Source organism: Aliibacillus thermotolerans, from assembly GCF_027853235.1.
GTDB lineage: Bacteria > Bacillota > Bacilli > Bacillales > Marinococcaceae > Aliibacillus > Aliibacillus thermotolerans.
The window spans coordinates 39,691-54,022 of the sequence record NZ_WKJG01000094.1; the positions used below are offsets into that span (position 1 = coordinate 39,691).

General features: G+C 40.6%; 15 protein-coding genes. 7 read left to right on the forward strand and 8 right to left on the reverse strand.

Going from position 1 to position 14,332, the window contains the following annotated elements; translation table 11 throughout:
- Nucleotides 1-134: 134 nt before the first annotated feature.
- The 3 genes from GJS40_RS13070 (at nucleotide 135) to GJS40_RS13080 (ending at nucleotide 3,186) form a co-directional block, all read left to right on the forward strand.
- Nucleotides 135-1,340 carry a quaternary amine ABC transporter ATP-binding protein gene (locus GJS40_RS13070; protein ID WP_270898294.1) on the forward strand — a complete coding sequence of 402 codons (1,206 nt, stop codon included), beginning with the start codon at nucleotides 135-137 and terminating at the stop codon, nucleotides 1,338-1,340.
- Nucleotides 1,324-2,163, forward strand: a complete 840-nt coding sequence (locus tag GJS40_RS13075; protein WP_270898295.1) for an ABC transporter permease — start codon at nucleotides 1,324-1,326, stop codon at nucleotides 2,161-2,163. The genes GJS40_RS13070 and GJS40_RS13075 overlap by 17 nt, the downstream gene beginning before the upstream one ends.
- A 72-nt stretch (nucleotides 2,164-2,235) precedes the next feature.
- Nucleotides 2,236-3,186: a glycine betaine ABC transporter substrate-binding protein gene (locus GJS40_RS13080; protein ID WP_270898296.1), complete on the forward strand. Its 951-nt coding sequence runs from the start codon at nucleotides 2,236-2,238 to the stop codon at nucleotides 3,184-3,186.
- Between the two features lie 352 nt (nucleotides 3,187-3,538).
- Here GJS40_RS13080 and GJS40_RS13085 read toward each other — a convergent pair whose 3' ends face one another.
- Together GJS40_RS13085 and GJS40_RS13090 are read right to left on the reverse strand one after the other, a co-directional pair.
- Nucleotides 3,539-3,778 carry a DUF362 domain-containing protein gene (locus GJS40_RS13085; RefSeq protein WP_270898297.1) on the reverse strand — a complete coding sequence of 80 codons (240 nt, stop codon included), beginning with the start codon at nucleotides 3,776-3,778 and terminating at the stop codon, nucleotides 3,539-3,541.
- 301 nt (nucleotides 3,779-4,079) lie between these two features.
- On the reverse strand, nucleotides 4,080-4,481 hold the full coding sequence (locus GJS40_RS13090; protein WP_270898298.1) for a single-stranded DNA-binding protein: 402 nt from the start codon (nucleotides 4,479-4,481) through the stop codon (nucleotides 4,080-4,082).
- Nucleotides 4,482-4,719: 238 nt separating this feature from the next.
- Between GJS40_RS13090 and GJS40_RS13095 the strand changes: the two genes are divergently transcribed.
- From GJS40_RS13095 to galU, 3 genes are all read left to right on the forward strand, one after another.
- Nucleotides 4,720-4,869 (forward strand): hypothetical protein, encoded by a 150-nt coding sequence (locus GJS40_RS13095; protein WP_270898299.1) that lies wholly within the window; start codon nucleotides 4,720-4,722, stop codon nucleotides 4,867-4,869.
- A 487-nt stretch (nucleotides 4,870-5,356) separates the two neighbouring features.
- Entirely contained in the window at nucleotides 5,357-6,325 is a 969-nt protein-coding gene (locus GJS40_RS13100; RefSeq protein ID WP_270898300.1) for an S-layer homology domain-containing protein, read from the forward strand.
- Nucleotides 6,326-6,330: 5 nt separating this feature from the next.
- On the forward strand, nucleotides 6,331-7,209 hold the full coding sequence (gene galU, locus GJS40_RS13105) for a UTP--glucose-1-phosphate uridylyltransferase GalU (RefSeq protein WP_270898301.1): 879 nt from the start codon (nucleotides 6,331-6,333) through the stop codon (nucleotides 7,207-7,209).
- 48 nt (nucleotides 7,210-7,257) lie between these two features.
- Here the strand turns inward: galU and GJS40_RS13110 are convergent, their stop codons facing one another.
- Both GJS40_RS13110 and GJS40_RS13115 read right to left on the reverse strand, forming a co-directional pair.
- Nucleotides 7,258-7,938 carry a DUF4956 domain-containing protein gene (locus tag GJS40_RS13110; RefSeq protein ID WP_270898302.1) on the reverse strand — a complete coding sequence of 227 codons (681 nt, stop codon included), beginning with the start codon at nucleotides 7,936-7,938 and terminating at the stop codon, nucleotides 7,258-7,260.
- Between the two features lie 149 nt (nucleotides 7,939-8,087).
- Entirely contained in the window at nucleotides 8,088-8,858 is a 771-nt protein-coding gene (locus tag GJS40_RS13115) for a polyphosphate polymerase domain-containing protein (RefSeq protein ID WP_270898303.1), read from the reverse strand.
- A gap of 235 nt (nucleotides 8,859-9,093) precedes the next feature.
- Here GJS40_RS13115 and GJS40_RS13120 point away from each other — a divergent pair, with 235 nt between their 5' ends.
- Complete coding sequence (locus tag GJS40_RS13120; protein ID WP_270898304.1) at nucleotides 9,094-11,058, forward strand: S-layer homology domain-containing protein; 1,965 nt, start codon at nucleotides 9,094-9,096, stop codon at nucleotides 11,056-11,058.
- A 48-nt stretch (nucleotides 11,059-11,106) separates the two neighbouring features.
- Here the strand turns inward: GJS40_RS13120 and GJS40_RS13125 are convergent, their stop codons facing one another.
- From GJS40_RS13125 to GJS40_RS13140, 4 genes are read right to left on the reverse strand one after another with little or no spacing between them, the layout of a single operon-like run.
- The gene (locus GJS40_RS13125; protein WP_270898305.1) at nucleotides 11,107-11,487 is read right to left on the reverse strand and encodes a (2Fe-2S) ferredoxin domain-containing protein; all 381 of its coding nucleotides are present in this window, start codon (nucleotides 11,485-11,487) and stop codon (nucleotides 11,107-11,109) included.
- 1 nt (nucleotide 11,488) lies between these two features.
- Nucleotides 11,489-12,022, reverse strand: coding sequence for a DUF7676 family protein (locus tag GJS40_RS13130; RefSeq protein ID WP_270898306.1), 534 nt, complete (start codon nucleotides 12,020-12,022; stop codon nucleotides 11,489-11,491).
- Nucleotides 12,023-12,053: 31 nt separating this feature from the next.
- Entirely contained in the window at nucleotides 12,054-13,289 is a 1,236-nt protein-coding gene (locus GJS40_RS13135; protein ID WP_270898307.1) for an ABC transporter ATP-binding protein, read from the reverse strand.
- The gene (locus tag GJS40_RS13140; protein ID WP_270898308.1) at nucleotides 13,286-14,329 is read right to left on the reverse strand and encodes a FecCD family ABC transporter permease; all 1,044 of its coding nucleotides are present in this window, start codon (nucleotides 14,327-14,329) and stop codon (nucleotides 13,286-13,288) included. Before GJS40_RS13140 ends, GJS40_RS13135 begins: the two co-directional genes overlap by 4 nt.
- Nucleotides 14,330-14,332: the final 3 nt, after the last annotated feature.

The following is a 14,332-nucleotide window of genomic DNA, read 5'->3' on the forward strand; positions in this document are numbered from 1 at the left end:
CTCATTTAAAGTTTGTACAGTAAAAACTGTACAATCAAAACAAATATTATAGCGTGTAAATGACGTTTGCGACTTCTACTGACATCCCGTATAGTTGGTGAAGTAAACAAAAAGAACGGACAGAGGTGTTTATGGTGGCCAAAATAAAAGTAGAAGGCCTAACCAAAATTTTTGGTAAAAAACCAAAAAAAGCGTTAGAACTTTTACAACAAAATAAAACGAAAGAAGAGATTTTGAAAGAAACGGGCCATACGGTCGGCGTAAATCAAGCCTCTTTTGAAGTAGAAGAGGGAGAAATATTCGTGATAATGGGTCTGTCGGGAAGTGGAAAATCGACCCTCGTTCGCCTATTGAATCGATTAATTGATCCAACATCAGGAAGTGTGTGGGTGGACGGAGAAGATTTAGCTACAATGAATAACGAACAGTTACGTCAGACGAGACGAAAAAAAGTAAGCATGGTTTTTCAAAATTTTGGTTTGTTTCCTTTCCGTACGATATTAAATAACGTGGAATACGGATTGGAAGTACAAGGAATGAAAAAAGAAGAACGCGAACAAAAAGCAAGAAAAGCATTGGAACTTGTTGGGTTAAAAGGATATGAACAAATGTACCCTAACGAGTTATCCGGGGGAATGCAACAACGAGTTGGTCTGGCACGAGCCCTTGCCAATGACCCGGACATTTTATTAATGGACGAAGCGTTTTCTGCGCTCGATCCCTTAATCCGGAAAGATATGCAAGATGAACTAATTGACATTCAAAATAAAATGCAAAAGACAATCGTATTTATTACGCACGATTTGGATGAAGCATTGCGACTTGGAGATCGCATTCTCATTATGAAAGATGGAAGTATCGTACAAATAGGGACACCCGAAGAAATATTGATGAGTCCTGAAAATGAATACGTTGAACGTTTCGTAGAAGATGTCGATCGTTCCAAAGTGTTTACCGTCGAACAAGTGATGATTCGAGCGGAAACGGTGAATGCGGACAAAGAAGGTCCACGCGTTGCCCTGCAACGGATGAAAGAAGCAAAAATATCGAGCATTTACGTTACTGATCGTCATCGAAAGTTACTCGGAATCGTTCACGCTGAAGATGTCTCTCAATTAATAAAAGAAGGGAAAGATGATTTAAAAGAAGCAATGGAAACAGAAGTACCAACCGTCACGAAAGAAACTGTATTACGTGATATGATGGATTTATTGACGGAAAGAACGAATGTGCCCGTCGCAGTCGTGGAAGATGAAAAATTAAAAGGGATTGTTGTCCGAGGGACAGTGGTCGCAGCGCTATCGGGAAGCGAGGTGAAGTTAAATGGAACTTCTTCCTAGAATCCCGTTAGCAGAATGGATTGATGCATTTGTTGATTGGTTAAAAAATGCCGAATTTTTCTTTGATGGGTTAACGAGCTTCATTAAATTTTTTATTGACGGGATCGAAACTATCTTAGGAGCTTTCCCAGCTTGGGCACTTATTCTCGTGATTGTAGCCATCGCTTTTTGGTTTGGCGGTCGAAAAATCGGTCTTGCTGTTTTCGTTTTACTTGGACTTTTACTGATAGATAATTTAGGTTATTGGAATGATATGATTATCACGTTATCCATTGTACTATCGGCATCGATTATTTCCATCATTATCGGAATTCCTTTAGGTATTTGGATGGCGAAAAGCACGATTGTCGAAAGTATTGTGAAACCGATTTTAGACTTTATGCAGACGATGCCTGCTTTCGTTTATTTAATTCCAGCTGTGGCATTTTTTGGCATTGGAGAAGAACCCGGTGTGATTGCATCTGTCATATTTGCTATGCCACCGACCATTCGATTTACGAACTTAGGAATAAGACAAGTACCTACGGAAATGATTGAAGCAGCGGAATCATTTGGTTCCACTGGGACACAGAAGTTATTTAAAGTGCAACTCCCGACCGCGAAAGCGACGATTATGGCCGGGGTGAACCAGACGATTATGCTTGCTTTATCAATGGTTGTTATTGCTTCCATGATTGGAGCAAGTGGTCTTGGTACAGCTGTATACTATGCGGTGGGACGAAATGACGCAGGAGGCGGTTTCGAAGCAGGACTTGCGATTGTCATCTTGGCAATTATTTTAGACCGCATCACGCAAAGTGTGAGTAAGAAAGAGAGATCATAAAGGTGATTCCTCTTGTACGTCTTGTATGGGAGATCACATAGATTGAAAAAACAAAGAAGGAGAGGTCAAGACATGTTAAAAACAACGTGGAAGAGAATTGGACTTGCTACAGGCTTGTCAATGTCACTCGTACTAGCAGCATGTGGTGGCGGAGGTGCAGATGAAGAAGGTACAGACGATTCACAACAAGATACTTCCCAAACGGAAGAAGCTGGAGAAGATACAGCAGGTAGTGTTGGCGAAGCTGTTGACTATACAATTACAGGAATCGATCCAGGCGCTGGCATCATGGAAGCAGCCAACCAAACACTGGAAGACTATGAACTGGAAGGTTGGGAAGTACAAACAAGTTCAGACGCAGCAATGACTAGTGCATTAGAAAGCGCAATCGAAAATGAAGAGCCAATTATCGTTACCGGTTGGAACCCACATTGGAAATTCGTCGTGCATGATTTAAAATATCTTGATGATCCGAAAGGTACCTTCGGAGGAGAAGAAGACATCTATACATTTGTTCGTCTCGGCTTAGAGGAAGACGCACCTGAAGCATATCAAGTACTAAAAAACTTTCACTGGGAAAGCTCTGATATGGAAACAGTCATGCTAGAAATTAGTGAAGGAGCTTCCCCGGAAGAAGCAGCACGTAATTGGGTAGATGAAAACCAAGACCTTGTGAATGAATGGACAGAAGGGGTAGAAGAAGTAGACGGTGGTGACATTACGATTGCCATGGTAGCATGGGATTCTACAATTGCTTCTACCAACGTCGTCAAAACAGTCCTTGAAGATTTAGGTTACAACGTACAAGCCAACTCCATGGAAGCACCAATTATGTACGGCGCAGTTGCAGAAGGAGAAGCGGATGCACTGCTTGCAGGCTGGCTCCCACTTACACACGAGCAATACTACAATGAATATAAAGACCAAATGGAACAACTTGGTCCAAGCTTAGAAGGTGCTAAAATCGGACTCGTCGTTCCGGAGTATATGGACATCGACTCCATCGAAGACTTAAAGGAATAATGGGCGATACGCTGAACTTGCTCAACACTAAGACATTCCAAAAAGAACGCTCTATGAAGGAAGGCTTATCTTCTTTCATAGAGCGTTCCATTTTTTTATTTACAAGTTGAAAAATGTACATAAATTCATTTCTTGAATGAGAATATGGGTTGTTCCGTGAAAGCGTTACGGAGTGCCGTTTAAGACATGCGGCTACGTTGGATGGATGCCTAGCGTTGTTTCAATCGTGTATCTCGTTAGTTTCTTTGTTTAAATATTTCTTATCGTTTGTAAAAAGTTAAACGACCGCTAACATAATTTTTAGCGGTCGTTTAAAAAAACAACGTAGTGAAACGTTGTGAACATTTTTATTTTACGCTGTACCGAAAAACTCTTTCGCCTTTTCTAAGAATGGTTCTGTTTCAGGCGTTAGTTCCGTATCTTCGACGATTGCTTCCACTGGGCAAACAACGATACAAGCACCACAGTCGATGCAAACATCAGGGTCAATAAAAAATTGGTCGTCCCCCTCCTCAATGCAATCGACAGGACATACGTCTACGCAGTCAGCAGCTTTTTCCCCGATGCAAGGTGAGGTAATAACAAAAGCCATACATTCCACCTCCTTTTACCGTGACCCATTTGAGTTTGTTTTTAGTGTTATTTTACGAAATCATGTTCATGTGCACCTCATATTTATATGTGTTTTTTGTTTAACGAGATCCTCTATTCACACATTACGTGTCAATAGCTGAGATGTATACAATGGGTCCCTTTCTATTATACGGGCCATACATTGAAGAATCAACATTGTTGGATCCCCTTCTTTGTCATATTGGGAGAGAAAATGAAGAAAAACCGTAGGCTAAAGGGAAGCCTACGGTTTACAAGAATGAGAGGTTCAGAAGGTTGTTTTATTTTTGAGAAAAGGAAGGAGTGGTTGGTTTTAGAGGAGTTTCATTGTCTGTTGGAGGGGAAAAGTTTTTCTTTTGAGAGGAATTTAATTTTAAAAAACGGATATGGTCTGCGTTTACATCCATGACATAGACTCGTTCTCCGTTTTTATTTTCATAGAAACGGGTATGGATGCGACCTCTTACGCCAACCATCGCGCCTTTGTGACAGTATGTGGCAGTATTTTCTGCTTGCTTTCTCCATACGGTGATAGGAATAAAATCCGCTTCAAATTCGCCGAGGTGATTGCGAAAAGATCTTTCCACTGCAAGAGTAAAATTACAAACGGCAATACCGTCTTTTGTGTATTTTAATTCAGGATCACGGGTCAATCTTCCGACGAGGGTGACTTCGTTAAACAAAAGGGAAACTCCTTTCAATGGACAGTATTTACATAGTGGGGGTTTTTCCTTTTTCATTGAAAAATAGAAATGTAGAGAAGTGTTCGTGAGAAGGAGATGGAAAAAAGCGAAGGGTTCGTTCTAATGTTAAGAAAGGGTGGATAGGACTGTCGGGAGATTGGGGCGAAAGATATTCTCGGCTACTTGACCAGCGGTATTGGTAGAGAGAAGTCGTCACGTTCTTTTTCAGAGGGAGGAGATGGATGAAGCGATTGGCTTCATAAAAATCGGTTTCATCAAAAAGAGGAGTAGCTTTGTAGGGACGATCGAAGACAGAACCATCCAGCTGATGTCTTTTATTAAAATAAATGGCGTAGTTCATATGCAACTTTTGGATAATGTCAGATAAATCGGAGCGGAATACTTCCATGAGGAGGTGAACTTCGGAAGGAAGAAGGGAATAAGCGTGCAGGTCAAAATCACAGTCTGATGTTAATTTTGTTAATAGGTAAAGGTATTGGGAGTAGTCGCGTTTGTCAAAAAATAAGTAGTTGTTACGAGGTGCATAAGCTTCTACGTAGAAGGTCATTCCGGGAAGCGAGAGAGAAGATATTCTAGCCAAAAAATTATCACCACTTTCTTTGTTATTGGAATGATTCTCCTTTGGCGAGTGTGGGGAGCCTCAGGAGTGGGAAAAGTCATTGAACCTCCTTTCTTTTAAAAGTTACCTATAATATACCAAAATTTCAGAAAAATGAAAGGGGGATTTTGTGACAATTTTATGTGAGACCATATTTTCCATGCATCATTTTGGATTTCGCACCAATGCTCTATGTACATGATTTGTTATAACACGTTATAATAATGAAGGAAAGGACACAGAAGGGGGAAGATTGATGAAGAATCGAGAAAAATGGCGACACGCTTTTCTATGCGCTGTCACGCTCACTTGTTTTTTATACATAGCTCCCCTCGAAGTACATGCTACCTCTTTTCCGGATGTAAAAGAGGGGTATTGGGCAGAAGAAGAAATAACATGGGCGAGTGAGAAAGGATTAGTAACCGGATATAAAGATGGTCGTTTTGGTCCCGGGGATGAAATGACGGAAGCCCAATTTGCGGTCATGTTGGGACGATACTTTGGAATGCAAGGGGAAAGAAAAGAAAATGAACATTGGGCGATGAATATGTATCGAACGCTTGCGCGAGATGGTAACTTACGTCTACCGGGATTACGCCATGATGATATCAAAAATCGCGAAGTTACCCGCGGTATTGTGAGTCAAGCATTCGCTCATACACAAGGACAAGCATCAGGTCTGATGGAATCAATCGCTTGGATGTTTGAAGAAGGATTAACAACAGGAAGGAAAAATGGAGAAACAGAGATGGAACGGTTTGACGTCAATGGAAAATTAACCCGGGCTCAAGCAGCCGTGTTTTTCAAACGTTTTCATGATAAAGTAGGAACAGAGTGGAAAAGTGAAGGGTTGCTTGACCTCACACCAGAAGGAGCAAACGAATATACGGAAAAAGTGCGCGCTTTATACCGCGAACGTGGAGTCACCGTGTATGCCCGAGAGTTAGGTTTTGGAACAGCGGATGAAGAATTTTATCACCTCTTTCAAGCGTATGAAGGTGGGTTAAGAGAATTTGCAGTTGCCCGCACGACTCAAGCCAATTTTGAATTAGCTGCCGAAGCGGCGGAAGAGTTAGGGGCGCCTATTCGGGCGAAAGAACTGGAAGAGGCGCTGGTAGCTGCGCACGAAACAGAAGAAACGATCATGATAAAAGGAGTAGAAATCATTCCAGAAAAAAGAGATATTTTCATTTTATGGAACATGGCTAATAACATAGGAGAGTGACACGTATGAAAGTAAGAAAGGCGATTATTCCAGCTGCAGGTCTTGGAACTAGATTTTTACCAGCGACAAAAGCACAGCCAAAAGAAATGCTTCCTATTGTCGATAAACCGACGATACAATACATCGTTGAAGAAGCGATTACTTCAGGTATTGAAGATATTATTATCGTGAGCGGTCGCGGTAAGCGAGCGATGGAAGATCATTTTGATAAATCGTATGAATTAGAAGAAACGTTACGTAAAAAAGAAAAATGGGACTTGTTGGAGGAAGTGCAAGCCATTTCTAATATGGCGAATATTCATTACATCCGTCAAAAAGAACCGAAAGGACTAGGTCATGCCATCCTTTGTGCGAGCCGTTTTGTTGGCGATGAACCGTTTGCTGTTTTACTTGGAGATGATATTGTTCAATCCGAAACCCCATGTCTTAAGCAACTGATGAACATTTTTGAACGGTACCATTCCTCGGTGGTCGGTGTACAAGAAGTTCCCGATGAAGACGTGTCTAAATATGGCATTGTAGCACCGAAAGGAGAAAGCATTGAAGAAGGAGTGCTTCATTTAAACGATTTAGTTGAAAAGCCAAGTTTGGAAGAAGCTCCTTCCAACTATGCAATTATGGGAAGGTATATTCTCCGGCCAGAAATTTTCCCTATTCTAAGAGACTTGCCACCGGGTTCGGGAGGGGAAATCCAATTAACCGATGCCATTAAAAAGTTAAACGAAAGCCAGGCAGTGCTCGCGTATCAATTTGGCGGTGATCGCTATGATGTCGGGGATAAATTTGGATTCATAAAAGCTACGCTTGATTTTGCCTTGCGTCGAGAAGATTTAAAAGAACCGGTGATCGATTACATGAAGCAACTACTTTCCGAAAAAGCGTAAACAAAAACGCGAACCAAACGGGAGATTACGTCCCTAGGTTCGCGTTTTTTAATTGACCATACCGATAGATACTTTTAAGTTGGCATTTTTTGCTCGGATAGCATCAATTAATTCTTTGTCCGGAATACCTTCTTTTTTAGCGATTAAATAATTCAATTGATACATCGTACCGAGATTTGTTGTCTCTACTTGCTTTAGTTGGTAATAATCTAAATACTTTTCAAATATTTCATCGAAAACATTTTCGTAATGCATATTTTCAGGAATCGTAATTCGAAGGGACTTATATGTACTTTTCAGACCGCCGTAATCCAATAAGTACAAAATGTATATTAAGATAGATAAAATAATGGTGAACATCACTGCGAGTAAGTAAAAACCGAGACCACAAGCAATTCCTGCTGCCATCCCAAAGAAAATAAAGGCAATATCTTTCGGATCGCTCATTGCGCTACGGAATCGGATAATGGAAAAAGCACCAACGAGTCCGAAAGCAACGGCTATATTATTTCCGATGACAATCATAATGACGGCGACGACAACCGACATGATGATGATTGTGTGAACAAACGATTGGGAATATCGTCCGTTTTTATGGGTTTTTCGGTATAAATAGGTAATAACCAAACTCAACACAAAACTTAAGAGAATGGCAATGATTCCTTCGATTACCGCAGCTTTTGTTGTTAAGTCAGTTACGCTTTGAATTTCATTCATGAATTGACTCATTTTTATTCTCCTTAACTGTAAAATAAGGCGCTTATATGCAAACAGGAAAAGCAGGTTCAGCAATGCGTAACTGAACCTCCTGTCATTCCCCTCTTACATTATAGAAATCGAAGCTACTTCTTGCAAATGTTTTTTCATCGAAGCATAGACTAACTAATTAATGAAGTATAGGTTCTGCCCTTTTTCATTGCTTGTTCTTCTAACAAATCCGTGCTCGTGCAAAACTTTGATACGCTTTTACGCGGGCATTCATACTCACTTAGTAATCGCGCAAGCCAAAATGGCACACTTTGGGAGACTTTCACTTCCATCACAGAAAGGTTTGGATCGACAAAATACATTCCGTAAGGTCCGTCTTCGATACGTAAATTATCATCTCGTGTCGTTAAATTGTAATCGAAAGTAACCCGCAAGTCCGGATCTTCAATACCATGAAATGCTTGGCGGTCATAGCTTACGACTAATCTCGGTTTTAACTCGTATAAAGAGCGAAAAGCTTCCACTTCTTCCAGTATTTGTGGATTGGACGGATTGTATTCCTCCAGCCCGTTTTCACTGTTTCTCCCAAATTTAATATAATCATAGGCATCTGCCAATTTTATCTTCGTTCGACGTTTGTTTACAACTTTATTAAATTTTTGTTTCACTTCCAAAAAAGCAGGGCTATTAATGGTAGCATTGTCGTAGACTCGTAATCTCAATTTTTGTCGAAAGCGGAGTTTATTTCTCGTTTCGTAATATATCTTTTTATCATCCGAGTCAAAATATAAACTCACAATATTATATCGTCCGTAACCATCTCCGAATTTATCATAGCGCATTTTACCACTATCTATTAACGCTTTTGCGATGGCTTTGTATTTATCAAAAGGAATAAGATATTTAAGTTCGTATCGTTGAAAAATTTCTCTTGCTTGCATTATATTTCACCACCTTGGTCATTTGGTTTCAAGATTTAGTGTTTGGTAGCTCGTAAATTGCGTCATTACGTAAACATTATATCATTAATGTTAAGATTCTGTAAGGAGGTGAAAGAAAGGGGAGGATAGTCTTTTACATAATTAGCAATCTCTTAATAAAAGGAAAGTCAATGAGTTGCGTCAATAAGCATCGGTTCGCAATCAGTTTTATATAAACATAATGGGAGAGATACTGATGAAAAAAATAAAAGGTTGGATGAGCAAAGGTCTTGCTTCGGTATTGTCGGTGTCATTACTTTATTCTCTTTCGGCAGAAGATGTTGCTGCCTCGTCAACACCAATAGGTCCTGGTATTACATATGAAAGTGATCGCGGTTCAGGCGCGAACATATTAAAAGTAGATTTAACGAATGAACATAATAAGTTAGCTGTCAGTGTTCCCAGTCCGTTAACGAAATTGCAGACGACTTCCGAGCAAGCTCGTGCTGCGACACGGGATGGTCATGCCGTGGTAGGAGCAATTAATGCATCCTTTTTTGATATGGACCCAAATGCAAAGCCTTTACCATTCAGTATCATTGCGAAAGATAATGAAATTATTAGTTACGGTCGAATTTCCGAAAGTCGTGATCATTACCGCAGTGAGCCTATATTGTTCGGTCAAATGGCAAATGGGAAAGCATTAATTGGTCATTATGATGCCTCTATTTCCGCTGCAGTTGGTGATAAAACAGTAGAGATTAATACGATGAACACCGGTGCTCGTTCTGATGAGGCTGTCCTTTATACCCCGTCATTTCCTGACAGTCGCACAGGTACGAGTCGTTACGGAATGGAAATTATTGTGGAACAAGCTTCAGGGGATGCGAGCCGTTTTTCTTTCGGCGATGAATTGTCTGGTACTGTAACAGAGATAAGGGGCTATAATGATTCCGGAAACTCTCGCATTCCGGAAAATGGATTTGTTATTTTTGCAAACGGGGACAAATTCCGTCAACTTCAACACGTAAAAGAAGGAGATACCATTACTGTATCCGCTTCTATCAATAATCGTTGGCAAGACGCTGCGATTTTATTAGGTAGCGGTCCACAGTTAGTAAAAGATGGTGAAGTAAACATTACGATGAATCCAAACAGTTGGCGTTACAAATCTACCACTGCCCGGACGGCGGTTGGGGTAGATAAAACAGGAGACACTGTTTTTATGGTAACAATGGATAAAGCAAATATTCGTCAGCTGGCGGAATACATGAAGAAGATTGGTGCTGACCGGGCATTGAACTTTGACGGAGGTGGCTCTACGACGTTCGTGGCAAGACAGCATGGGGATAAGTATGCAACGGTAATGAACCGTTTATCCGCTGGAAGCGAACGACGTGTGTCTTCTACTCTGCAAGCGATTAGCATTGCGCCAACTTCTGAGTTGTCGCGACTTGTATTATCCCGAGAAAAACAGTCTGTCCAAGAAGGAGAAACAATGAACGTGTCTATTCTTTATGGAATGGACGAACATTATAATCCTGTGAATGTCAATGAAGAGGACATTACTTGGAGCGTAGATGAGCATCTTGGTGAAATGCGTGGCTCTACCTTTGTTGCGAAAAAAGCAGGAGAAGGACGAATTAGAGCCCATTATCAAGGAAAGCAAGTCGGCTCGGCTCCAATTACGGTGACGAAAAAAGCGATGTTTAAAGATGTGAATGAAAACACGTTCGGTAGCAGTGAAATTGAATATTTAGCAGAGCGTAACATCATTAAAGGGTATCCAGATGGTACGTATCGTCCAAATCAGCGTTTAACTCGTTCTCAAGCAGCTTCCATGCTTGCTCGAGCATTTGAATTGGAAACGGAAAATCGACCGAATCCAAGATACCGGGATGTGAAAGAAGATTTCCATGCATACCCTGAAATTGCAGCAGTGACCGATGAAGGGATGATGAGGGGAAATGGGACATTGTTTTCTCCAAATGATTATTTAACAAGAGCCCAAATGGCAACGATTCTCGTTCGTGCCTTTGATTTAGAGGGAGAGAGAAAAGGAGTCTTTAACGATGTCGACTCTGATTACTGGGCGTATGACGAAATTGAAATATTAGCGTCCCACGGAATTGCGCGAGGTAGCAATGGAAACTTTCGTCCCGGTGAGGCAGTTACAAGAGCGCAATTTGCGGTATTTTTGAAACGAGCTCTTTCTCAATAAAAAGAAACTGTCCTTTAGCGAAATGCTAGAGGACAGTTTTTTATCATGCTATTTTGTAAGATTTTTAGACCGCTTTTCTTTCCCGACGATCGTCCCTTCTGTTCTTTCAAAATGAACTCCGTTAAATTGATGGGAAATTTTATCCGCTAGATTTTCTTCCTGATTCATGATGGAATCTATGAAAGGGGCGGCATCTTCCGGTGTCAAATTTTTGTACCATATGCCGTCAGGATAGACGATAGAGACACATTTATCTTCACAGCGACCATTACAACGTGTCCGCGTCGTATGAATTTGATGGTTTAATCCTCGCGCTTTAATTTCCGCTCTCACTGCTCGTGTTACTTCTTCAGCTCCAGCACTAGTGCAATTACTGCCGTTACAAAGTAAAATGTGATGGTGCATGTCCGATAAGTTCCAAGTAGGCATTTTATTCCACCACTCCTAAATATTTTTTGCGAAGCTCTTTCCACATATCTAATTTACTCCAATCCGGATTTTTTCGTTGTGGCTTTAAGTCCTCTGTTAAATAAGGGTTAGGGAAGATAATATTAATCATCTGTTCATCGTTTCCATTCCAAAGTCTGAGTGACCAACTTTCCGGAGTGCAAGTTCCATTTGTTTGATGAATAAACGCACCTTTTTTCACTTGTCTTATTTCTTGTAACTTGGCTTTGTGCTCTTTACTTGCTCTGTTTGCGCGATTGTGCCCGACACATAAATGAAGATGCCAGTCTCCTGTATCCACCGTGAGATACCCATCTAACACTCCTACTTTTTTTGGCTTTTTCGCAAATAACTCAAAGACAGCTCCTTGAATCACATAAGTCGTCGTCACTTGCTCCCAATACTTTTCATAAATTTCCGTTAACATCGCTTCTACATCGACATCTTTTGCATCAAAATAAGTATACTCTGACTTTGTACCATCCAAATTTTCCACTACTTCATTTTTTACTAACATTTGAAATCCCACCTTTTTATAAAAATAATGATTATACTCCCACTGTCGCTTTTACCGCTGGTGAAGTTAGTGCTTCTGGGGATGAAAATGATTGCAGCATTTCATTCATATTTTCAAAAGTTTGAACGTTCGCAGCTTGTTCACCGTATACATCTTCGCATTCTTGTCTGCTTCTTAATGAATACACCGGTTTTCCGATAGAAACGGCATACAATATTAAATCGATATTTTGCTTATTAAGAGAACCGATTGGAAAGGCAGTATCGACCACTCGTTCTAACTGTTCAATTTGCTTTTGTGCTACTTTTACCGTATGTTCGCGAATGTCTCTAAAAGGCATTTCACTTACGAGCGGAGTACCAATCGTTTTGGCGATATAGTAATCGACGTCATTTTCGTGCAAGATACCTGTCGCAACGCCGTATCCTTTTTTCGTAAGTGCCCGAAAGATTCTCGTACCTGTCCCGCCACCAGCGACAACGAAAGTGGAAGGAGGAAAATCATTCGTTAATTCGACCGTACCTAAAAATTCATTGTAATGAGCGGAACGGATATCAAAAAGATTCGTCATCGTGTCTTCTTGAATGATGTCTTCAGGTGGCCCGTAATCTAAAATTTTATTATTTTTGATCAAAATGGCGATGTCGCAACTTTTTAACGCTAAATCAATTTCATGAAGAGAAAGAATGACGGTAATTCCTTTTTCTTTCGTTAACGTATTTAAAATATTCATGACTTCCATTCGATGTCTCACGTCTAAGTGCGTCGTCGGTTCGTCAAGGATAATCACTTCAGGTTCTTGCACTAAAGCTCTTGCCAAAAGTAACTTTTGTTTCTGACCATCGCTTAATTCATTAAAAAAACGATGCGCAATATCTTGGGCGTTCACAAGATGGAGTGCTTCCCACGTTTTTTCAATATCTTCTTGACTTAGCTTCCCAAAAAAGCCTGTGTGAGGATATCTTCCCAGCGCAGCGATATCAAACCCTGTCATCAAACCAGGAGATAACCGGTCTGTTAAAACGACCGCCATCGTTTCTGCCAGTGTATTTGTTTTTATTTGAGAGATATCACGGGTTTTAAGAAATATTTTTCCGCCAACGGGAGCTAAAAATCCACATAAGGACCTTAAAATGGTCGACTTCCCAGATCCGTTTGGTCCCAACAAGCAAATGAACTGTCCTTTTAATGCTTCGATATTGATGTTTTCAACAACTTTTTTATCCCCGTATCCAACGGCTAACTCTTCCGTTTTGATGATACTCACAATGTATTCCTCCTCTTCAGTAATAAATAAATGACGATCGGGGCACCGAAGAAAGCAGTGACAGCACTAATAGGTAGTTCAATCGGGCTGTACAATGTTCGCGCTAACAAATCACATAGAGAAGTAAGAATAGCCCCAAGCAAGATAGCGGAAGGAATCAATATTTTATTGTCAGACGTTTGAAAAACCGTTCTCACAATGTGTGGTACCGCCATTCCGATAAATGCGACGGGTCCAGTAAATGCGGTAATGACTGCGGCAAGAATGCTTGCTAGAATCACAATGACATAGCGAAATAGTTTCGTAGGCACTCCCATACTTTTTGCATAATCTTCCCCTAGTAAAAACGCATTTAAAGGTTTACTAATAAGAAAAGTGGCGAAAAGCATAGGCAAACCGATGATTGCTAATACGATCACTTGATCCCAAGTAAAGCCAGAGTAACTTCCTAATGACCACATGACGAATCCGTGAACGTGTTCTTTTTCGGCAAATGCCATTAAAAAACTCGTCACCGCACTCGTTAAATATCCGACCATTAAACCGATGACTAATAATGTCGTAATATTTCTCACTTTCGCAGCGAGAAGCAACACTAAAATCATGACGCTAACTGCACCAACAAAAGCAGCAATAAAAATCAAAAAGGGTGAAATGACCCCAAGTCCAAAGGTGAATCCAGCAAGCGAAATGAAACCAACAGCCAACGTAGCTCCAGAAGAAATTCCTAAAACAAACGGGCCAGCAATCGGATTTCGAAAAAACACTTGCAACAGTAAACCGGAAATGGCGAGCGCCGCACCCCCAATCATCGCTGCAATCGTCCGAGGCAGTCTAATTTTATTTGTAATGGCTTCATGCACTTCATTTTCCGTCGGTAATTGGAAAATAATCTGAATGATTTCAGCGACACGAATGTTCACGGAGCCTATCCCGACATTCAGAAAGAAAGTGACAATCAATAGTAGTAACAATATTAAAAATATACTAAAATTTTTAAATGACTTATTTTTTGTGTCTGTTTCGTTACGAATGTCCATGCC

What these genes read in the sequence shown, in the direction of transcription:
- GJS40_RS13075 (WP_270898295.1), top strand. Translation starts at nt 1,324, where the DNA reads ATGGAACTTCTTCCTAGAATCCCGTTAGCAGAATGGATTGATGCATTT.
- GJS40_RS13080 (WP_270898296.1), top strand. Translation starts at nt 2,236, where the DNA reads ATGTTAAAAACAACGTGGAAGAGAATTGGACTTGCTACAGGCTTGTCA.
- GJS40_RS13085 (WP_270898297.1), bottom strand. Translation starts at nt 3,778, where the DNA reads ATGGCTTTTGTTATTACCTCACCTTGCATCGGGGAAAAAGCTGCTGAC.
- GJS40_RS13095 (WP_270898299.1), top strand. Translation starts at nt 4,720, where the DNA reads ATGGATGAAGCGATTGGCTTCATAAAAATCGGTTTCATCAAAAAGAGG.
- GJS40_RS13100 (WP_270898300.1), top strand. Translation starts at nt 5,357, where the DNA reads ATGAAGAATCGAGAAAAATGGCGACACGCTTTTCTATGCGCTGTCACG.
- galU (WP_270898301.1), top strand. Translation starts at nt 6,331, where the DNA reads ATGAAAGTAAGAAAGGCGATTATTCCAGCTGCAGGTCTTGGAACTAGA.
- GJS40_RS13110 (WP_270898302.1), bottom strand. Translation starts at nt 7,938, where the DNA reads ATGAGTCAATTCATGAATGAAATTCAAAGCGTAACTGACTTAACAACA.
- GJS40_RS13115 (WP_270898303.1), bottom strand. Translation starts at nt 8,858, where the DNA reads ATGCAAGCAAGAGAAATTTTTCAACGATACGAACTTAAATATCTTATT.
- GJS40_RS13120 (WP_270898304.1), top strand. Translation starts at nt 9,094, where the DNA reads ATGAAAAAAATAAAAGGTTGGATGAGCAAAGGTCTTGCTTCGGTATTG.
- GJS40_RS13125 (WP_270898305.1), bottom strand. Translation starts at nt 11,487, where the DNA reads ATGCCTACTTGGAACTTATCGGACATGCACCATCACATTTTACTTTGT.
- GJS40_RS13130 (WP_270898306.1), bottom strand. Translation starts at nt 12,022, where the DNA reads ATGTTAGTAAAAAATGAAGTAGTGGAAAATTTGGATGGTACAAAGTCA.
- GJS40_RS13140 (WP_270898308.1), bottom strand. Translation starts at nt 14,329, where the DNA reads ATGGACATTCGTAACGAAACAGACACAAAAAATAAGTCATTTAAAAAT.